This is a genomic window from Chryseobacterium panacisoli (genome assembly GCF_008274625.1).
GTDB lineage: Bacteria > Bacteroidota > Bacteroidia > Flavobacteriales > Weeksellaceae > Chryseobacterium > Chryseobacterium panacisoli.
In genome coordinates, this window is sequence record NZ_VTRU01000003.1 from 269,220 (window position 1) to 290,811 (window position 21,592).

Annotated in this window: 17 protein-coding genes; 6 read left to right on the plus strand and 11 right to left on the minus strand. The window is 37.2% G+C overall.

From position 1 onward, the window contains the following. Positions 1 to 14 precede the first annotated feature (14 nt). The 3 genes from dacB to FW781_RS14390 all read right to left on the minus strand — a co-directional run bounded on the left by dacB (position 15) and on the right by FW781_RS14390 (position 5,277). Positions 15 to 1,484 carry a D-alanyl-D-alanine carboxypeptidase/D-alanyl-D-alanine endopeptidase gene (gene dacB, locus FW781_RS14380; RefSeq protein ID WP_149388058.1) on the minus strand — a complete coding sequence of 490 codons (1,470 nt, stop codon included), beginning with the start codon at positions 1,482 to 1,484 and terminating at the stop codon, positions 15 to 17. A 161-nt stretch (positions 1,485 to 1,645) separates the two neighbouring features. After that, on the minus strand, positions 1,646 to 4,093 hold the full coding sequence (gene priA, locus FW781_RS14385) for a replication restart helicase PriA (RefSeq protein ID WP_149388059.1): 2,448 nt from the start codon (positions 4,091 to 4,093) through the stop codon (positions 1,646 to 1,648). 275 nt (positions 4,094 to 4,368) lie between these two features. Next, positions 4,369 to 5,277, minus strand: coding sequence for an AEC family transporter (locus FW781_RS14390; RefSeq protein WP_149388060.1), 909 nt, complete (start codon positions 5,275 to 5,277; stop codon positions 4,369 to 4,371). 397 nt (positions 5,278 to 5,674) lie between these two features. Between FW781_RS14390 and FW781_RS14395 the strand changes: the two genes are divergently transcribed. Next, positions 5,675 to 6,772: an alkene reductase gene (locus tag FW781_RS14395; protein ID WP_149388061.1), complete on the plus strand. Its 1,098-nt coding sequence runs from the start codon at positions 5,675 to 5,677 to the stop codon at positions 6,770 to 6,772. A 208-nt stretch (positions 6,773 to 6,980) separates the two neighbouring features. Here the strand turns inward: FW781_RS14395 and FW781_RS14400 are convergent, their stop codons facing one another. The 4 genes from FW781_RS14400 to FW781_RS14415 all read right to left on the minus strand — a co-directional run bounded on the left by FW781_RS14400 (position 6,981) and on the right by FW781_RS14415 (position 12,035). Further along, positions 6,981 to 9,446: a beta-mannosidase gene (locus FW781_RS14400; protein ID WP_149388062.1), complete on the minus strand. Its 2,466-nt coding sequence runs from the start codon at positions 9,444 to 9,446 to the stop codon at positions 6,981 to 6,983. Positions 9,447 to 9,572: 126 nt separating this feature from the next. Beyond that, positions 9,573 to 10,235 carry a copper homeostasis protein CutC gene (locus tag FW781_RS14405; RefSeq protein ID WP_149388063.1) on the minus strand — a complete coding sequence of 221 codons (663 nt, stop codon included), beginning with the start codon at positions 10,233 to 10,235 and terminating at the stop codon, positions 9,573 to 9,575. Between the two features lie 14 nt (positions 10,236 to 10,249). Beyond that, positions 10,250 to 10,810 (minus strand): hypothetical protein, encoded by a 561-nt coding sequence (locus FW781_RS14410; protein ID WP_149388064.1) that lies wholly within the window; start codon positions 10,808 to 10,810, stop codon positions 10,250 to 10,252. Between the two features lie 226 nt (positions 10,811 to 11,036). Further along, positions 11,037 to 12,035, minus strand: a complete 999-nt coding sequence (locus tag FW781_RS14415; RefSeq protein ID WP_149388065.1) for an isoaspartyl peptidase/L-asparaginase family protein — start codon at positions 12,033 to 12,035, stop codon at positions 11,037 to 11,039. A 109-nt stretch (positions 12,036 to 12,144) separates the two neighbouring features. Here FW781_RS14415 and FW781_RS14420 point away from each other — a divergent pair, with 109 nt between their 5' ends. The 4 genes from FW781_RS14420 (at position 12,145) to FW781_RS14435 (ending at position 15,905) form a co-directional block, all read left to right on the plus strand. Continuing rightward, complete coding sequence (locus tag FW781_RS14420; RefSeq protein ID WP_149388066.1) at positions 12,145 to 12,750, plus strand: Crp/Fnr family transcriptional regulator; 606 nt, start codon at positions 12,145 to 12,147, stop codon at positions 12,748 to 12,750. Between the two features lie 224 nt (positions 12,751 to 12,974). Continuing rightward, entirely contained in the window at positions 12,975 to 13,340 is a 366-nt protein-coding gene (locus FW781_RS14425) for a DUF3302 domain-containing protein (protein ID WP_149388067.1), read from the plus strand. A gap of 5 nt (positions 13,341 to 13,345) precedes the next feature. Beyond that, entirely contained in the window at positions 13,346 to 14,503 is a 1,158-nt protein-coding gene (locus FW781_RS14430; protein ID WP_149388068.1) for an HlyD family secretion protein, read from the plus strand. Position 14,504: 1 nt separating this feature from the next. Next, positions 14,505 to 15,905 (plus strand): TolC family protein, encoded by a 1,401-nt coding sequence (locus FW781_RS14435; protein WP_149388069.1) that lies wholly within the window; start codon positions 14,505 to 14,507, stop codon positions 15,903 to 15,905. A 146-nt stretch (positions 15,906 to 16,051) separates the two neighbouring features. Here the strand turns inward: FW781_RS14435 and FW781_RS14440 are convergent, their stop codons facing one another. From FW781_RS14440 to FW781_RS14450, 3 genes are read right to left on the minus strand one after another with little or no spacing between them, the layout of a single operon-like run. Beyond that, the gene (locus FW781_RS14440; RefSeq protein ID WP_149388070.1) at positions 16,052 to 16,540 is read right to left on the minus strand and encodes a DUF6691 family protein; all 489 of its coding nucleotides are present in this window, start codon (positions 16,538 to 16,540) and stop codon (positions 16,052 to 16,054) included. A 22-nt stretch (positions 16,541 to 16,562) separates the two neighbouring features. Beyond that, positions 16,563 to 17,132 (minus strand): YeeE/YedE family protein, encoded by a 570-nt coding sequence (locus tag FW781_RS14445; protein ID WP_149388071.1) that lies wholly within the window; start codon positions 17,130 to 17,132, stop codon positions 16,563 to 16,565. 18 nt (positions 17,133 to 17,150) lie between these two features. Next, entirely contained in the window at positions 17,151 to 19,412 is a 2,262-nt protein-coding gene (locus tag FW781_RS14450) for a glycoside hydrolase family 20 protein (RefSeq protein WP_149388072.1), read from the minus strand. A 232-nt stretch (positions 19,413 to 19,644) separates the two neighbouring features. Between FW781_RS14450 and FW781_RS14455 the strand changes: the two genes are divergently transcribed. Continuing rightward, the gene (locus FW781_RS14455; RefSeq protein ID WP_149388073.1) at positions 19,645 to 20,460 is read left to right on the plus strand and encodes a DUF4197 domain-containing protein; all 816 of its coding nucleotides are present in this window, start codon (positions 19,645 to 19,647) and stop codon (positions 20,458 to 20,460) included. A gap of 406 nt (positions 20,461 to 20,866) precedes the next feature. On the opposite strand, the gene FW781_RS14460 is transcribed toward FW781_RS14455, so the two are convergent. After that, on the minus strand, positions 20,867 to 21,520 hold the full coding sequence (locus tag FW781_RS14460) for a CoA transferase subunit B (protein ID WP_047376943.1): 654 nt from the start codon (positions 21,518 to 21,520) through the stop codon (positions 20,867 to 20,869). Between the last annotated feature and the right edge of the window lie 72 nt (positions 21,521 to 21,592).

Consider the following 21,592-nt stretch of genomic DNA (forward strand, 5'->3'; position numbering starts at 1 on the left):
AAAATAAAAAAAAATTAAAGATCTAGTGCAGGTTCAAGAATTTTCTCCATTCTCTTTTTCACCATATCTACCGACCCGGCATAGTTATTCACCATTAAGGAGAACACCAATGTTTTCCCGGAATTTGTCTTCAGATAGCCTGCTAATGTTTTTACTTTATTCAGCGTTCCTGTTTTGGCAAAAACCTGTCCGTTACCTTCCCCGATGAACATTCTTTTTAAAGTTCCGGATTGTCCTCCTATTGGTAAAGAAGTCAGGTAAGATCTATAATATTTTTGATCCATCAAAGAAGTAAGAAACTTCACCTGCGAAATTGGAGTTACGTTGTTACTTCTTGAAAGCCCGCTTCCATCCATATAATTAAGACCAATCATATCGAAACCGGCATCTTTCAGATGGCCCGTTACCACAATTCTTCCTGATTCTGAAGTCTGGTCACCCAGTTTCTGATAACCAACTGTTCTTAGCAACGCTTCTGCCAATGAATTATCACTGTGCTGATTGGTATAATAAATAATATCACCTAAAGTTGGAGATTTATAAGCTGAAAGCATTTTTCTTCCTTCCGGCTCTGCATCTGTCATTTTCGGACTTACTTTTCCGGTTACAGGAATTCCGCTTTTTACCAATGTGGTTCTGAAAGAGTTCGCAAGGTATGCCGGAGCATCAGGAAGTTTGGTTGTTAAAGCTCCATTTCCCTCATATTTATCAGCATACACCATCTGATGAGCATAAGGAGAAACATAGAAAAACTTCTTCTCTGTTGAGAAACCTCCTTTTTTAACAATCAGTTTTTCGTTAGCAGGGTTGATATCACGGGTACTTCCTGCAGGCAAATAATAATTATTGTTTTCCAGCCATACAACATTTTCCGGAAGCACTGAAATATTGCCTTTGAAAAGCGCTGTCTGAATGATAATATCACCATTTACCTTTTTGATTCCCTCTCTTGAAACTCCGCCTACGAAATCTGAAATGATATCTCTGTAAGATGATGCACCTGCTTTGTTTGTTCCCAACGAAGGGTCACCGCTTCCTATTACATAAAGATTTCCATTTAAAACTCCATTTTCATCTATAGTTCCTGAATACTCAAGCTGAGTCATCCAACGGTAGTTTTCACCCAGCAGGTTTAATGCTGTTTCCGTCGTAAGCAGCTTTGTAGTAGAGGCAGGTACTAAAGGAGTATTTTCATTGTACGAAGAGATTACCTTCTTCGTTTTCGGATCGTACACTACGAATCCCCAGCTTGCATTTTTCAGCACAGGATCCGCCATCATTGTGTTTACATTAATATCTACAAGTTCTTTTGCTGACAACACAGTTTTCTCCACCATCGTACTCACGGGTGAAGGCAGGTTTAAACTGCTTTTCTGATTGTCATAATTCTGAGAATAAAGAACGGTAGAAACGGTAGATTGAGCCAGGAAAAGACCAGAAGCCAACACCGCCGCACTTGAAATATATTTTCTGAAATTTACCATCTATCTTCTTTTTGTTCTATAGCTTTGACTCTATAAAAAATGACAGGTTAAATCATTCAATTAAAAAGCCAAACACTTAATCAACGTCCAAAAGTAGAAATTATTGTTATACAACAGGTCACCAGCGTCTTATAAAAGAGTGTAAAGTTTGTTAAAAATTGTTAAAAATCTACAAAAACATCTTTTTTAATACTTTGATATGCAGTAATTTCGTCAAATTCTTTTAAACTTATCAAAACCAGGTTTTTAAATTTCTCATAGTTTTTCCCACGGGGAAGCTTAAGCATAATCTGGAACTGATACAGATTATTCAGTCTTGCAATCTGGGCTCTTTCAGGGCCTAAAACACAATCTTCCGGAAGATATTTTCTGAGGATAGAACCCAGAAACTGAGAGGCACGGTCTACTTTATCCTCCTTTCTGTGCTTCATTTCAATCATAATCAGCTTGGTAAACGGCGGATAATGGAACTTCTGGCGTTCAGTAAGGATGTATTTATAGATCTTCGCAGGATTATTCATTTTAATCAACTGGAATACAGAATGATCAGGATTGAAGGTCTGAATGAGAATTTTTCCTTTTCCGGAAACCCTTCCGGCTCTTCCTGAAACCTGTGTGATCAGCTGATAGGCTCTTTCTTCTGCTCTGAAATCCTGTACATATAATAAGGAATCTGCTTTTGGAATTGTAACGAGTTCAATATGATCAAAATCAAGTCCTTTGGAAATCATTTGTGTCCCTACGATGATATCTGTTTCTCCATCTTCAATCTTTTCATACAGCTTCTCGTAGGCAAATTTCTTACGCATAGAATCCACATCCATTCTGTCTACTTCATTTTCAGGGAACAGTTTGGAAACCTCCTCATGAATCTGCTCTACCCCTACTCCTCTTTCGTTCAGCTTTTCAGAATTGCATTTCGGACAGGTTCTTGGTTTTGAAGCTCTTTGTCCGCAGTAATGGCATTTCATTTCATTGGCAGCCTTGTGATAAGTCATTACCACATCACAATTGGAGCAGTAATTGACATAGCCACAGCTCTCACATTCTATTACATTGGAATAGCCACGACGGTTGTGCAGGACAATTGCCTGTTTTTTTTCATCCACTGTCTTCTTAATTTCTTCAACAAGCTTCAGAGAGAAATTTCCGGAAACGTTTTTAGATTCTAGGGCTTCTTTGAAATTGATTAGTTCATATTCCGGCAGACTCACATTCCCAAATCTTTCATTCAGGAAAATATATTTCATTTTGTCTTTTCGTGCTCTGTAATAGCTTTCAACGGAAGGTGTAGCAGATCCCAGGATCACTCCCGCATTGTAAAATCCTCCCAAAACCAATGACGCATCTTTAGCGTTGAAATAAGGGGTTACTTCTCTTGGTCTGTAGGCAGAATCATGCTCTTCATCTACTACAATAAGTCCCAGATTCTGATAAGGCAGAAACAAAGCATTTCGGGTCCCTATCAGAATACGGACATCATTCTGCTTAATTCTTCTCCAAACCTCTACCCTTTCGAAATCAGTCAGTTTCTGATGATAAAATCCTAGCTGGCGACCGTATTTTTTTTCTAATCTCTGCGTAATTTGTTTGGTCAGGGAAATTTCAGGAAGTAAAAACAAAACATTCTTTCCCTCTTGAATACATTCTTCAATTTTTTCTAAATAAATATGTGTTTTCCCAGATGAAGTTACCCCGTGAAGCAGTACATTTTTTCCTTCTTGAAACGCTTCATCGATCTCAGATTTAGCAATTCTCTGCTGTTCTGAAAGCTCTTCCAGTTCTTCAATTTCTCCTTCATAGCTTTCAATTCTGTCTTTCTGCATGTAATATTCCTCCACAAGACCTTTATCCGCTAAAGGCTTGAAGTGTGAACTTCCGAAATAACCGTCCTCAAACAGTTCGGATTTTTTGATAGGAGCATCAGAATTTTCCGTTTGCTTTTCTAAAATAAGAAGGAACAGGTCTTTCTGCTTTTGAGCTCTGTTTAGCTTTAAAAGTACGTCCGTAAGGTTCTGATTAGCCAAAACCTCATCCTTAATTCTCACGTAAGCTACTTCTTTAGCTTTATATTTTTCAGCAATTTTTTCATCAATCTCAATATACTGAAGGTCAATCAACGAATTGATGGTCTTGATGATATCTTTTTTAGGAATAAAAGCTTCAATATCCGTCAGGTTGATCAGCTGTCGTACTTCAAGTGCCTGAATAAGGTACATTTCGTTGACATCCAAATTTTCAAAATCAACCACTACCCCTGGTCTTAATTTTAAATAGGTTTCACTCTCCAGCTTTAATGAAGAAGGAAATGAAAACCTGTAGATTTCTCCCAGACTGCACATATAGTATTCCGATAACCAATTCCAGAAATCAATCTGCTCTTGAGGCATAATCGGCTTATCATCCAGCATGCTGATGACTTCCTTTGCTACAAAGTTTTCCGGTGCCTTGTCATGAAGTTCAAATACAAGTCCTGTATAAATTTTCTTTCCCCCAAACGGTACCAGAACACGCATTCCGGCCTGAATTTCGGACATCATTTCTTCGGGAACTTTATAAGTGAAAGATCCTTTGAGGTTCAGTGGTAAAACAATTTGAGCGTATTGCAATGGAAATATTTAAAATGTAAAATTAGATTTTTCCTGAGAGAACTGCAACTTTGTGGAGATTCTTTCGTGTTCCTTTAATAGACCTTAGAAATTCTATTTCAGAATTACAGAGTGTATTCTCACCTTTCATTTTATCATTCCGCAGGAATCCCGACATTTCAGTATTTCTAAATCCTCTTGATATCGAATAAAGCAGATTGGATTCCTGCGGAATGACAAATAATACGCATAAAACCGATATCAATTGACAGTATTGAGAAAGAGCCATCTTATCGTTAAAAAAGAAGTTCGGCCATTTCATACCAAAAAGCAGAAGTAAAAAATCCAACAATAATACTGATACCAATGATCAGGTTGGTCAGTTTTGTATTGAGTCTGAACTGTTCTGCGATGATACTGGAGGTAACCAGCGTAGGCATTGCCGCTTCAAATACGGTAATTTTAGCCACATCTCCTTTTATTCCGAATAATAAAGCCATTCCCAGCACTATTGCGGGGGCCAGAATAAGCTTATAAAGCATTGACATCGACATCTGCGGAATCAGTTTTCTCCATCCGTTAAATTTCAGCTGCAGTCCCACTGAAAACAGGGCTAATGGACTTACCGTAGCCGCAAGCTTATCAAAGAATGGTTCTGCAACGGTAAAGTCAATAAACCGTGACAATACCAAAGCAGAAATACAGCCTATTAATGGTGGAAATGTAATGAGCCTTTTTAAAATAAAAACTGCACTTACCTTTCCTGTTCTACTTCCTCCTTTTACTGCAGCAATAATTCCAAGAGTAGAAAGAGCAAAGAACATGGTTTGGTCACAAATAATGGCAATACTCAGGAGCCCTTCTCCATAAAAAGCGCTGATTAAAGGAAATCCGATGAATGACGTATTGCTATAGCCGCTTGCCAGTTCTAAAGTACTTCTGGAACGCCTTGAATACCCTCGGCTCCTGCTATAAAACATCATAAAGAAGAAGCAGAACACAGAAATTAAAAATGTGGCTGCAATCGGAAACAACATTTCTGTTGTCCATTTTACTTTAGGCAGGTATTTAAACGAAACTGCCGGAAGAGCAAGATAAAGAATCCAGGTGTTGATACCTTTGTGGGCATCGGGGTGGATAGATTTTGTTGCTTTGAATATCATTCCTGCAATAATGCACACTGCAATCAGAACAAAATTTACCATAATTATAAAGAAATATGATACAAATTTACGGCTGATTTTTGAGTTGGAAAGGTAAAATTTATATTTTTTTGAGTACCATTCAGATATACCCCGGATGCAGAAAGGCTCTTCTTCATTGCTTATAAAGCCTTCACGGGTTTCCTTTTCACCAATTCAAAAGGCATATCTGTTTTTCTCATCAATTTCAATTCAAACCCCTAGCTATTATTTTTATAATAAATAACTATATTTTAAATAATTTTTATAATAACTGATTCTAACGGAAATTTGTACCATTAATAAGAGATAAAGTATTGCCTGAAAATAAATCAATAAAAAATATCTTTTAAAAATACGTCTGTAAAATTATAAAATAAGACTAATCATCTCATTTTTTTAATAACTAAAATTTTAAACAATGAATATTAATATTTTTAAAGAAGCAAGTATAGGCTCATTAAACCTTAAAAACAGAATCGCCATGGCGCCAATGACCAGAGCCAGAAATGAAGATGGAATTCCGAAAGACTTCAATGCTGAATATTATGCACAACGTGCTAGTACAGGACTAATCATTACAGAGGGTACAGCCATCTCTCCAACTTCAAAAGGAGTACTTCATATTCCCGGATTATATACAGATGAGCAGGTAGAAGGCTGGAAACTGGTGACCGATGCGGTACATCAAAAAGGAAGTAAGATTTTCACACAATTATGGCACGTGGGACGTGCTTCTCACGTAACGATCCAGCCGGACGGACAAGCTCCTGTTTCTTCTTCTGATATTCAGGCAGGTGAAACGCATGCATGGGGATATGATGAAAATGGAAAAGAAGGTTTTGTTATTAATTCCAAGCCACGGGCGTTGGCTACTGATGAAGTAAAACAGGTTGTTCAGGACTTCACTATAGCGGCTGTAAATGCTGTGAAAGCAGGTTTTGACGGAATTGAGCTTCATGGAGCCAACGGATATCTCATTGAGCAGTTTTTGAATCCGTTTGTCAATAACCGTAAGGATGAATATGGTGGAAGTATAGAAAACCGTTCACGATTTTTATTAGAGATCATAGATTCTGCTATTGCAGCAATTGGTGCTGATAAAGTAGCCATCCGCCTAACTCCATATGGTGGATTATATGAAATGCCTTATTACGATGAAATAGAAGCTACATACGAGTATTTAGCCAAAGAACTTTCCAAGAGGAATATCGTTTATGTTCATATCATGGATCAAAAATCCAGAGGAAGTTTTGCTTTACCGGATGATTTCATGAAGCGTTTCCGAAACTGGTATGATGGTGTAATCATCCTTGCCGGAGGAATGGACAGAGAAAAATCTGAAAAACTGATCAATGAAGGTGTGATTGATATTGCAGCATTCGGAGAGGCTTTTATTTCCAATCCTGATCTTGTGGAGCGCCTTGAAAACAACTGGGAACTCACCCCTCCAAAAAGAGAACTTCATTACGGACTTACCATGGAAGGGTATCTGGACTGGGACGTATACAATAAATAGCAATTAAATTATTTAGAAACAGATGTAAATGTTCAAAATAGAGTACATTCACAACAAATAATACCAAGATAACTAGAAATACGTACTCAATTATCTTCAAAAACTGCCGCAGGAAGCTTCCGCTGCTACAGGTAGAAAAGAGCTGTCCATTACGATAGCTCTTTTTATTTTTATGGATTATTCCGAATTAATATTCTGAAAATTATCTTTAGTCTTTCATCACATCCCAAAGACTCATTACTTCAATTTTCTCTAAAGGTTTTGAAAGGACAATTCTTTTTGAAGTTCCCGGTAACAGATCAAAGAAATTATCGCTGAAATGAGCATCTCCAATCAGATACGTATCTTTTGCCAAGGCATTTGTTGATATTTCAATTTCAGTGGGTGATATTTTTCTGATTTTAATCTCAGGCTTTGGGAGTTTTATATCTTTAGGCTTATTAAAAAAGAACAGCTTTTGAAATGCCATATCCTTTTCAGAACTGATCTTCAAAACAGCTTCGGAAAGATTAAACTGAGCCAATTCCGATTTACTGATGCTCCTAATCTTCTTACTGACATCAGCATGTACCACATCGGACTGATCGGCTTTCCAAAGTACTTTTCCCTTAAAATCAATTAATTCAAACTTTATATCTGTTTTTAATTCTTTCAACAGATCACTTATCAGATAAATGTCATAGTTTTTTTCGGTTTCTACAACTGATACCAATACAGGTTCAAAGCTTCTTTTAGCCTGATAATGGAAAGCTTTCCAGTTTCCAAGATAATCTATAGACGACCACGAAACTACGGGCCAGCAATCATTGAGCTGCCAATACAGCGTTCCCATATTGTAAGGTTTTGCACGGCGGTGGGCTTCTATTGCGATCTGCATTCCTCTTGCCTGCAATAGCTGTGAAACATAATTATATTGTATGAAATCCGCAGGAATTTTATAATCACGTTTCAGATATTCATTAATAATATCCCATCCACGGGCATGCTTTTCATGCGCTTTGATTGTTGAATTTTGCAGATTTAACTCTGAAGTTCCGGAAAACATGGATTTTGTAGTTTCAAGGCTGGGTGTCCCCTGAAAACCGTATTCAGACATGAAACGTCCTACTTTTTCGTCGTAAATTTCAAATGGCTGCTCACCCCACCAAACTCCCCAATAGTGAGAATCTCCTTCTGTAAGGCTTTCTTTATGTCCCCAGCCGATGGACGGCGAACTCGGCCAATATATATTTTTATCTGATTTCAGACTTTCTGACAATACATTGGGAATCACATCATGGAATAATTTTTTATAGTCTTTCCAAACCTGCAGCGAATCATTTTTTGAATATTTGAACTGTTTCTGATATCCCCAGTTGACAATAGCTTCATCAATTTCATTATTCCCACACCATAAAGCAATTGACGGATGATTCTGAAGTCTGCTCACCTGATCTTTTACTTCTTCTTTTACATTGTTTAAAAATGCCTCATCTGCAGGATAAAAACTTCCTGCAAACATAAAATCCTGCCATACTAAAATTCCGTTTTCATCGCATGCTTTGTAAAATTCATCATCTTCATAAATACCCCCGCCCCAGATACGGATCATATTCATATTTGCTTCTTTGGTATCTTTGATGAGTTTCCGGTATTTTTCTTTGGTCATTCTCGGAGAAAAACTGTCTCCCGGAATCCAGTTGGTTCCTTTAATATATAATGGCTGACCATTCACTTTAAAGTAGAATGATTTTCCTTTTTCGTCTTTTTCCTGAATCAATTCTACAGTTCTTAATCCTATCCTGATATCTTTACCATCAATATTTTTAAGATCTTTTAAAAGTTTTATTTTAAAATCATAAAGATTAGCTTCGCCACGTCCGTTAGGCTGCCAAAGCTCCATTCCTTTTGTTTCGTAAGGAACTGAAATTGTATTGATTCCTTTTTTTAAAGATATTTTTTGGTGAATTTTATTAAGATCCAATGTGTAATCTCCTGCATTTTGAGCATAAACCTCTATGTCAAAACGTAAATCAGAAGCTTTTCCGGAGTTATTCTGAATATCTTTAACGGCTATAATTTTAGCATTATTCCAGAATTCCAATTGAATATCTTTCCATATTCCTGCGGTAACAAGCCTCGGCCCCCAATCCCAGCCAAATTGATACTGTGCTTTTCTTACAAAACTTCTTGGCGATTCCGGCATGATAAACGGAACTTTTTTCGCCAATTCTTTTCCGGTATTTACCGCAGATGTAAACTTAATCTGCAATGTATTATCACCCGGTTTCATAAATTGTTTTACAGGAATATTCCATTTCCTGAACATATTATCTGTTTTCTTTAAGAGCTTACCATTAAGATAAATTTCAGAAAATGTATCCAAGCCATTAAAGACCAAATCAATATTATCATTTTTCAATTCCTGAGGTGAAACCGTAAATTGAGTCTGATAATCCCAGTCTTCATTTTCGATCCACTGTACTTTCTTTTCATTTTCATCTTTAAAGGGATCAGGAATAATCTTGTTATCCATCAGATCCAAATGAACGGTTCCCGGAACTTTTGCAGGAAGCCAGTTCTGATCTTTTGAATTTTTAAATTGCCAGTTCTCAGAGGATAAATTTCTTTGTGAAAACTGTGCAGAAAGTATATTCTGTGTGAAAAGGAAAGCAAAAAGGATCGTTCTATTCATCAATAAATTTGTTTTGTATCGTTACAATACCAGTGATTTTGTCATTCCGAGGAACGAAGGAATCTCTATCTTATTGGTTTAGATTCCCGCTACGCTTGGAAGGACAAACTAAGCGTATATAATCTATTACTTACTCTTCAATGCCACTACCTCATCCGGGTTGGCAAAAGCACCACCATCAGTAATGGCTGAAGAATGGAAGTAACCTGCATTTGTAGTTGCTCTTATTTCTTCAATATTGGATGAACGCAGTCCGCCCCCTATAAGTATTTCGATTCTTCCATTAGATAGTTCAACCAGTCTCTTCAGATTTTCTTTACCTTCCGATACATTGGGTTTTTGACCGGAAGTAAGAATGGTTGTAAAACCACATTCAATTACTTTTTCTAACGATTCTTCCAGGCTTGCTGCCCGGTCAAAAGCCCGGTGGAATGTACATGGAAGCGGTGCAGCCAGTTCTACCAAAGCTTTATTCTGCTCAATATTGACTTCCTCATTCTCATCCAGAATACCGAATACAAAACCATCTGCCTGTAACGATTTCAAATGAACCAAATCTTTTTTCATCTGTTCAAATTCTGAATCCGAATAGGTAAAATCTCCTCCTCTTGGACGGATCATTACAAAAACCGGGATATTAATTTTTTCGCGGAGCTTTTTCATGGTTTCAAAATCCGGGGTTGTACCGCCTTCACTGAGACCGTCACATAATTCTATTCTGTCAGCTCCATTTTCAAAAGCAATTATTGCTGATTCAGGATTAAAACATGCTATTTCTATTTTTGACATTGTATTGTATCTGTTTAATTTTCCTTTGGCCTATCCTGCAATACATCTGCAATCAGAAAGGAACCGTTTTCTTTTATTACTTTTATTACTGAAGGATATTTAGCCTTAAAACCATCATCCCTCAACACTATACTGAAGACATATTCATCTTTTGACGAAGATTTTAATTCACAGCTTCCAACTTCAATCTTGTTCCAATCCTGAGCTGTAATTAAGAAACCGACTCCAACTCCGGCTTTACGGGTGTCGAATTTCGATTTCCATTTATCCTGAAATTCTTTCTCAGTAAGACTTCCGTCTACATCCATGTCTACATTCATCGCATCAGTCTTATAATCGAAATAGTCTTTGGTTGTGATCTTCTGCATATTCTTTTCTCCATTTCCGATATCAGCTTTAAAATAATCAATAATGCTTTTTTCCAGCCATCTTTTAGCATCTTCTGCTTCATTGGACTCGTTATTCAAAACTACTTTCTCTTCTATCTGCTGTGGCTCAGTAACATTGTTAATCTCCTTCTTTTCTTCTTTGCATGCAATAACCAGAAATAAGGAAGCGATAATCGTTCTTTTCATATTTGTTTTATGTTTTGGCTAAATAGTTTTTTAATGATTTGTTTAAATAAATTTCTTCGACAGCACGCCCCCGTTACTGTTAAGTTTTTAATTATTTCTTGCTGGAATAACGTAAAGACACAAAGATTTTTCTTGCAATCTGTTTCAAGGTGCAAGGATTTTATCTCCGACAAAATATATTGAATCCTTATTTTGCTCTCTACAAGTCATATTTCCGGTACCAGAATTATTTCAAAGCAAATTCCGGTTTCTCAAGGCGGTTTCCTTTCTGATCATACACCGCAAAGTTGAATCCGTCCTGAATACAGTAAGATCCGTATTCTCCCTGCTTATTGATGGCAATAAAACCTACCTGAATATCTTTTAGATTTTTGTTTCTTCGCTGTGCGATTTTTACAATTCTGTCTACGGCTTCTTTACAGGCTTCCTGTGGATTTCTGCCTTGTCTCATCAACTCAACTACAAGATGAGTTCCTACCGTTCTTATCACTTCTTCACCATGGCCGGTTGCTGTAGCTGCTCCTACTTCATTATCTACAAACAGACCTGCTCCGATAATTGGCGAATCTCCCACTCTGCCGTGCATTTTAAAAGCCATTCCACTTGTTGTGCAGGCACCTGAAAGATTTCCTTGTGCATCCAAAGCAATCATTCCTATGGTATCGTGATTTTCAATATTGGCAATAGGCTTATACTGGCTGGTTTTTAACCATTCTTTCCATTCTTTTTCAGATTCCTGAGTGAGAAGGTTTTCTTTTTTAAATCCTTGTGAAAGGGCAAACTGCAGGGCTCCATCTCCCACAAGCATAACGTGTGGTGTTTTTTCCATTACTGCTCTGGCAACGGAAATAGGGTTTTTAACATGTTCCAGGCATGCCACAGAACCGATATTATAATTTTCATCCATGATACAGGCATCCAGCGTTACTCTTCCATCTCTGTCCGGACGGCCTCCATAGCCCACACTTCTTTCCTTAGGATCTAATTCTACGAGACGAACTCCTTTTTCAACGGCATCCAAAGCTTTTCCTCCTTTTCCAAGAATTGTCCACGCTTCTTCGTTGGCTTTTAATCCGAAATTCCAGGTAGAAAGGACAATTGGTTTGTTGACAGCTTTGACAGTGGGTCCGGGTAATTCAGCAGCCATTAAATCCAGTGGGTTTACGGCAAGTGCGGCTGTTGCAATTCCCAGTTTTTTAATAAAACTTCTTCGGTTATTGTTCATGGTATCTCAAATTGTATAATACCCACAAATCTAAAAAAAACTTCTATGAAATCCTCATGGCAGCTCAACGAATATCCGTGTATTATTTTTATTTATCTTTACTGCTGTAATGGACTCATTTAAAATTTTCAGAAATATCTCTTTCTTTCAGGAACTCTCTGATGAAGAAATTGCTATTCTGGCCAATATGAGTACTCCCAAACTACTTCAAAGAAAAGAAAAACTGGCAGAACCGGGGAAGTCTTTCAACCAGATGTTCATTCTTTCCCATGGATTATTAAGATTTTTCTTTGATGATGAAGACGGGGTTGAAAGCAACCTTTTTCTCCCCTCTGAAAAAGAAGCTGCTATTATGGAAAGTCCGGAGTCTTATGCTCATGAAAATGAAAGAAAGTATATCATAGAAGCTGTAATAGAAACTCAGATCTTCTTGTTTAATAAAAGTGAATTTGAAGAAGCTGCATTTCAGAACAGAGGTATTTATAATCTATATATTAAATCTTTAAAACAGATCATCAGCATATTAAAAGTACGCACAGAACAGTTCTGCTCTGCTTCTCCCCATTCCCGGTATGAAGAGTTTCTGGAAACCCGTCCTTTTACTTCACAGAATGCCAACAGAAAGTATATTGCCAATTTTCTGGGCATTACTCCAAACTCGCTTTCAAGGATGACAGCCCGTATTCATAAAAAAAGAAACGAAAGAAAAAAATAACTTAGGAATACTTTTTCTCATTTTATTCATTCTATTTTTGCTTACTCAAAACACTATTATACAATCAATTAAAAAGCAAAATGAGAAAAACATCACCTAAAAAACGACTTATTATTGAATTATCTTTAATCTTTCTTAAGATTTCACAGTAATCGGCAGGTTAAGTACTGACCGCCATATTACTTCCTTGTTTACATTTCATTATTACCTCATACAATTATTTTATGCAAAGAATATCCTTACTTCTTTGCCTGTTACTATCATGCAATTTTGTTCAGGCATCAACAGGCAGTTTAGAAGATACTATAGCAAATTCTGCTTCTTGGTTCATTTTACTTGTTTTACCTATAGCAGGAATTTATCTTTTCTGGAAAGTTCACATTTATCCGGAAAAGGTAGCTGAGAAAAAGAACCATCCTCAGCTGAAAGCCATAAAAAGTATGTGCCTCCTTTCCCTTGTTTTTGGAGGCCTTTTATGGCCGATTGCCCTAATCTGGGCCAACTATGATTACGGAACCCAAGAAACACCGAAAAAAGACACGAATACCACAGATTTTACTGAAGAAGAATTTAAAACAATCGAAAATTAAAAAACATGCTGGAATTACTAGTAGCAATATATGCCGGAATATGCTGGCTGCTTATTAAAAAACTCAAACTCATCCCTTGGACATTTACTACACAGGTAGTGGTATATTCATTACCTATCTTCGGGTCTATAGCTTTAATATTAAGTTTAAATTATTACTGTCCTATTACCTCTGACGTAAAAGTGGGAAACAGAAGTGTAGATATTACCACTCAGGTTTTGGGAAGGGTGAAAAAAGTCTATGTAAAGACCAATCAGGAAGTAAAGAAAGGAGATACTCTATTTGTACTGGACAGAGAGCCATATCTACAGGAAATAAAATCTTTGGAAGCTAAGCTGAGCAATATGAAAGCTACTGTAAGTTCTTATAATACGGATATTTCAGCTTCCAGAAAAAATATTGCAGGGTTACAGTCACAGCTGGATTTAGCTAATAAAAGAGCTACTCAGTATAAGGAATTGGTGGAAGCAGGCGCGGCTAATAAATTTGATCTGGAACAGGCTGTCACGAATGTACGTGATCTTCAATCAAGAATCAGTGCAGCACAGTCACAGCAACAGTCATTGGAAACGAAATCTAACGCTTCTTATGGTGGAGAGAATTCATCAGTGTCTGAGATTCAGGCAAAGCTGGAGCAAGCAAAATGGAATCTTTCCCAAACAGTTGTTCTGGCTCCTACCGATGGAGTAATTCCCAATGTTCAATTGAATGAAGGAGCAATTATGGCACCTTTTAAATCTGCTTTTGTTCTGATCCAGAAGCAACAGTCAGTAATTGGATTTTTTGCCCAGAATGAACTGGAATCGGTAAAAAACGGTGATGAAGTAGAACTGGCTCTTAAAACAGAACCGGGAAAAGTGGTAAAAGCCAGACTTGAATATGTAATTGATGCTACCAGCCAGGGAATTATGAATAATGCAGGAGGAATGCTGGGAGGCAACGGGTCTACTGCCGGACTTCCTGACACAGCAAGACAATTGCCGGAAACCGATGGAAAACTTATTGCGAAGTTTGTATTGGAAGACAGCCAGAAACAGCTTACCGTTGGAGCAAGAGGAACAGCGGTCATCTATTCTGACCATATCAAACCGCTTCATCTTATCCGAAAAGTAATGGTACGTATCAACAGTAAAATCAACTATCTGATTCCTAAACTTCATTAACATGTACAAGAAATTAATTTTACTGGGTGTACTTTCTGTAAGTTTAAGTTCATGCATTGGTTACAAAGAGCCAACTAAGGAAAATATAAACGGGCTTAAGGAAAAGAGCGAAATTGCTTCTCATATGGAAATCCCGGATGAATGGATCTTCGACAGAAAAGCGAACTCAAGATCAATTTCCTATGACTGGATCAATGATCTTAAAACACCTCTATTGGAAGCCCTGATCAATGAAGGAATGCTGTATAATGCTGATCTTATTATAGCAAAGGAAAAGCTGAATCAGATTGAACTGGCAATGGAAATTGCAGGAAGTGATCTTTATCCAAGTGTAAGCGCAGTAGCCAATACTTCCAATAATTTAGTAAGTGATACTCAGATCCGACGCCTTGCCTTAAAAGCCAACTGGGAAATTGATCTTTGGGGAAAAAATAAATCTTCACAAATGGCAGGCACCAGCAATTACTTTTCTGCAAAACATCAGAATACCTTGCTGCATCAGTCTATTGCCGGGATGATTGCTAAAGCTTATTTTCTGAATATTGCGGGAAATAATCAGGAAGATAAGATTGAAAGTTACATTCAGAAATCTAGAGATCTGGAAAAGCTGTATGTCATTCAAAAGAAAATAGGAACGGCCAATGCTTTGGATATCTCCAATATAACAGCAGAGATTATTTCCCTGCAAGGTTATCTGGAAAAGATAAAAAATGCAAATACACAATCCAGAAGATCACTGGAACTGCTCACCGGAAAGTATCCGGAAGGGAAGTTAGCCACTCAGAATTTTTTTAATCCTGTAACCAATAGGATTCCTGAGTCTTTTCCTCTTGAACTTTTGGAAAACAGATCAGATATCCAGGCTAATCATTTTCAGATTGAAAAGGCTTTTTATGAAGTACAGCAGGCTAAAGCAGCAAGACTTCCTTCATTAAGTATAAGTGCGTCTCTTGGATCTGCCGGAAGTAATGTGGAATCTATCAATTCTTTATTTTCAAATCCCTTATTAAAAGTGGGTGGCGGATTGGTTTCTCCGCTATTCAACAGCGGAAAATTAAAAAAGAATGTGGAGATAAAAAATTCCCAGCAGAAACAGGTTGTTGAAGAATATTCAAAAGCGGTTCTGAATGCTTTGAACGAAGTGGAGACTTCTCTGGCCAATCTTCATTCTATTGAAAAACAGATGACTTATACGACTAAGGCTGTCAATGAATTAAAAAATAATATTACGCTCACCGAGAAACAGATAAAGGTAGGTATCAACAACAGTTTTGTACTGATCCGTAAACAGAGGGATCTCCTGAAAAACGAAATGAACCTCATCAGTCTGGAACTTCAGTACAGAATAGAGCGCATTAATCTTTATATGGCTTTAGGCGCTGAGAACTTCATTTATTCATAATTTTATACTTAAAAAGACTACAGGCTATTTTCTGCAGTCTTTTTGCTTTTAAAATTCTGTATGCGTTTTTATCATTTTAAACCACCCCTGCAAAGGAGAGGAATATAAGTACCTTTGATGGAGTATTTGGGAAAGTTTCCGATTCTTTAGTGTGGTAATTGATCCCGGAAATATCCATATACCCATGTTCCTGCAATGGCACTCAAAAGGGTAACAGATACTGCTAAAGCTCCTGTTCCGATCTGAGCGAATAGAGGTCCGGGGCAGGCTCCTGTAACAGCCCAGCCAAAACCAAAAATCAATCCACCATAAATCTGACCTTTATTAAACTTTTTTGGAGTGAGTGTAATAGGCTCTCCATGTATTGTTTTTATATTGAATTTTTTGATGAGCCATACTGAAATCATGCCCACCAACACAGCACTTCCAATGATACCATACATATGAAAAGACTGCATGCGGAACATTTCCTGTATTTTGAACCAACTGATGACTTCTGCTTTCACAAAAATAATCCCGAAAATAATTCCTGCAGCAAGGTACTTCAAATTGTGATACCATTGATGAGTAAGAGTACTTCCGTTCACACATACAGCATCCTGTTGGCATATATTCTGTTCTTTTTCTTTTATCATGATGTAAACTTCTGTTTTAAAATTATATTGATAGGGAAAGAATGACTGGCAGAATAATGTTAGCCATTAAAAAACCACCGATCATAAAGCAGATTGTTGCAACCAAAGAGGGCCATTGTAAGTTGGAAAGCCCCATGATAGCATGTCCACTGGTGCATCCTCCGGCATACCTTGTTCCGAAGCCTACCAGAAATCCGCCTACTACTATCATGATAAATCCTTTCAAAGTCAGTAGGCTTTCAAAATTCATTAGCTGTACCGGAACCTGATTGCTGTAATCTGTAATTCCGTAACCTGCCAATTCCGTTTTCAGATCAGGATTAACGGTTATTTCTGCGGGATTGAGCAAAAAATCGGAAGCAATCATTCCTCCAAAGAAAATTCCAGCTACAAAGAATAAATTCCAGGCTTCTTTTTTCCAATCATATTTAAAAAAGTTCACATTGGCGGGTATACAGGCTGCGCAGATATGTCTTAGTGAGGAACTGATTCCAAAGGATTTATTTCCCATTAGCAATAAGGCAGGTACGGTAAGACCAATCAATGGGCCGGCAATATACCACGGCCACGGTTCTTTTATAATCTCCAGCATTTCTCTTCTTTATTTATTTTAATTTGCGCCAATTTCATCTACAAATAACCATGCCTTTGAATCTGCTCCGGGATTTCCTGCCGGAATAATGCCTGCATTTTCAATACTTAATTTCAGGTATTTTGTATTTTGTGCTCCAACGTTCACTTTGATTTTTCCATTCGAATTCTGAATTTCTGCTGTCCCGATTTCTTTAATTAGTTTAAAATTCTTGTTATCATCTGAAACAAAAATCTTTGCAGATTTAGCAAGGTGAATCCAGCTTCCTTTATTTTCTAATGTATTAAAATATACTTCTGTGAAAGAGGTTTTCTGACCAAAATCTATGGTTGCCACTACATCTTTCCCCTGAAAACCCAGCCATGTTTTGCCAAGCTGTTTTACATTTCCGATAATCCCGTCTACCAATGTAAAAGCACCTCCGAAAGAATAATTTTCACTTGGCTGCTGTTCAAGACTTATGTTTTTTCCTGTGGTCTTTGAAATCATAAACTGCTGTGTAGAAACAGCACTCTTCAACTGCCCCTCTTCAAAATAAGCAGATTTAATTGTCAAAGAATTAGGAATCTGAACTGCGTTCTGGTAGGTTTTAGAGTTGATAGAAGGATCTGTCCCATCCAGCGTATATCTGATGCCATTTGAGTTTTGTGAGGTTGACAATTCGTAGGCAATTCCATTATTTGAAGGAATTACTTTTCCGGTGATGTTATAAATGCTCTTTGCATAGTTCACCTTCATGTTATCCAGAACTTTAAATTGGTTGATTACCCTATTTTCAAACTCTTTATAATTTTTAGGATCTGATGTTCCCCACCCTACTTCAGAAAGGGCCATTAATCTTGGGAAGATCATATATTGTACCTGTTTAAAATCTAAAATATATTCTGTCCATAAGTTGGCCTGAACTCCCATGATATATTTGGCCTGCTCTGCATTCAACTCGGAAGGAATAGGATTGTAAGAATATACTTTATCTAAAGGAGTAAAACCTCCAAAAGCATTAGGCTCTGACTGTGGATCTCCCTGATAATGATCAAAATAACAATATGCTCCCGGAGTCATTACAGCAAAGTGTTTTGATTTTGCAGCTTCAATACCTCCGTTGACACCCGTCCAGCTCATTACAGCGGCATTAGGAGCCAACCCTCCTTCTAAAATCTCGTCCCAGCCTATAATTTTTCTTCCTTTGCTATTGACATATTTTTCAATTCTATGAATAAAATAGCTTTGTAAGCCATGCTCATCTTTTAAGTTATTTTTCTTAATTAATTCCTGACAGTGTGCGCATTCTTTCCATCGTGTTTTTGGACATTCATCACCGCCGATATGAATGTATCTGGATGGGAATAACTTCATCACCTCGTCCAAAACGTTCTCCAGGAATGTAAATGTTTCGTCTTTCGGGCAGAAAACATCATCAAAAACGCCCCATTTCGTAGCAGCTTCAAAAGGTCCTTTTGTACAGGCCAATTCAGGATATGCAGATAACGCGGCCAAAGCATGCCCCGGCATTTCGATTTCCGGAACTACGGTGATATGTCTGTCCTGAGCATATTTTACCACCTCCTTTATTTGCTCCTGGGTATAAAAATAAGGTCCGTAAGGCTTTCCGTCAAAAGTATTATCAACATAAGCCCCGATCATGGATTCTTTACGTTTTGAACCTATCTGAGTAAGCTTTGGGTATTTTTTTATTTCAATTCTCCATCCCTGATCATCTGTTAAATGCCAGTGGAATGTATTCAGTTTGTACATCGCCAGATAGTCTATATACTGCTTCACCTCTTCCACCGTGAAAAAATGACGGCATACATCCAGATGCATTCCTCTCCAGGCAAATTTTGGCTGGTCTTCAATCTTCATCGTCGGAATTTCCTTACTCCCTTTATATTGCTCAAAAACCTGAATCAATGTTTGCAGCGCCAGAAAATATCCCTGTTTTGTATAAGATTTTACATGAATCTGCTTTGGAGAAATTTCTATGGAATAATATTCTTTTTTCTGTTCCGCATCTGTTGAAACTGCAGAAATGATAGAGTGGGTCAAATGGCTTCCATCCTCTTTTTGAATATCTTGAAATTTAAACTGAGCATCTAACCGCTTTTTGAAAAATCCCGTTTCTTCTTTTGGTAAATTACTACTTAACAACAAGGTTTCCGGTATTAAAAATGCTCCCTGCGAAAATTCAACTTTTTGAGGATAAGGGATTAAATTTAATTTATTTTGGGCTAAAATCACATTTGAAATCAATATAAAAAGTGCTAAAAAAGTCCGTATCATTGGATGGAATTAAGGTTTGAGCTAAGATAATTATTTTTCAAAACTCTTTGAGTCTTTTAAAAACAAAATTTAGGCATCTTCAATTGTTTAGATTCTTGTGAATGGACAATTTACCATGTGCAGAAACATGTTCTTAGATATTCTTCTATTATATTCTGTGCATTCTGGTTTGTTTTTTGATCAACTTAGACGACTTAAAAAATTAAAAGATTTAAATTTGTAAAAAAATAAGATGAAAAAAAATATTTTTCTGGCGGCCGGTTTATTATTCTCAATGTCAACACAGGCACAAATTTTCGATATCATAAAATCTGCCGTTAAAGACAAAACAGGCGTAGATCTGAATGCTCCGGTAAAGACTAACGGTACTAAAACCACTACCACTACCACCACAACTTCCAGCCAGACCAATCATTCATCTGCCAATCTTGGAAACCTTACTTCTACTCAGATATCTTCAGGATTAAAAGAAGCTTTAAGCATGGGAGTAACGGACGGAGTTAAAAAACTGGCCATTACAGATGGTTTTTTTAAAAATGAAGCTGTAAAAATTTTAATGCCTGAAAAATTAAGAAAGATCGACACCACTTTACGTTCTATCGGTATGGGAAGTCTTGCTGATGAAGGTGTTAAATTATTAAACAGAGCTGCTGAAGATGCTGTAACGGAAGCTGCTCCTATTTTCACCAACGCTATTACTTCTATGACCATTACGGATGCCAAGAATATTTTATTAGGCAGTAATAATGCAGCTACAAGCTATCTTCAGGGGAAAACCCAGAGTCAATTGTTCAGTGCTTTTCAGCCTAAAGTAAAGGCCTCATTAGGAAAAGTAGGCGCTGATACACTTTGGAAAAATCTGATTTCAAAATATAACACTTTTACAGGACAATCTGTAACAACAGATCTTAACGAATATGTTACTACAGAAACCATCAACGGTGTATTCAAAATGGTAGCTGATAAAGAAAGCGGCATCAGAAATACTCCGGCCATGAGAACGACAAGCATTTTGCAGAAAGTTTTTGGGGCGCAGGACGGGAAGTAAGTTAGAGATTAGAGGTTAGGTTTACATACTACCCGCTGAGATATAAAAGCTGTTTCATTGATGAAGCAGCTTTTTTGTTGGGTCTTAATTTCTTTTGTCCTGAAACAAAAGAAACAAAAATTCAAGACCTGGAACTCTCCGCTAAAAATAAATCCTGTTCTCTAAAAATTCTAAACTTGCGCGGAATCATTATTTCTTAATCGGTTCTGCATTTGTCTCGCGCTTCGGACAATAGAATTTTCTTAACGTTCACAGAACTTATTTTTTTGACACTACGATTTCCTATGTCGCTTTTTTTAAGGTCGGTTATAGAAATATTTGTCGAATTTTAAATGATCATTTTCTGTGTTATAAAAAAGTTTCGGCCTCACTTTGTGAGGCCGAAACTTTTTTATTGTTCATCAGATTAAAACTGCATTTCAGGAATTTCACCTTCAATAATCAAATCTGCTTCTGTAGCTTTAATAATGTCTTCTACTGAAACCCCCGGTGCTCTTTCCACCAGTTTGAAACCTGCCGGAGTTACATCCAGAACGGCCAGTTCAGTAACCACTTTTTTCACACAGTTGACCCCCGTTAAAGGAAGTGTACATTTCTTAAGGATTTTGCTTTCTCCCGCTTTGTTCACATGCATCATTGCAACGATAATATTTTCAGCAGAAGCTACAAGGTCCATAGCACCTCCCATTCCTTTTACCATTTTTCCAGGAATTTTCCAGTTGGCAATATCTCCATTTTCTGAAACTTCCATGGCTCCAAGGATAGTAAGGTCTACTTTCTGACCACGAATCATCCCGAAACTGAATGCAGAGTCGAAGAATGAACCTCCTTCCAGAATAGTAATAGTTTGTTTTCCGGCATTGATGATATCAGCATCTTCTTCCCCTGCGAAAGGGAAAGGCCCCATCCCCAAAACTCCGTTCTCACTCTGGAATTCTACAGAAATCCCTTCCGGAACATAGTTGGCAACCAAAGTAGGAATTCCAATTCCCAGGTTTACATAATAACGATCTTTCAGTTCTTTTGAAATTCTTTTGGCAATTTGTTCTTTTGTAAGCATAATAAAAACTTAGACTGCAATTTAATTATTTTCACTTGAATACAAAAGAGCTTTGTTGTGTTCAATAATTAA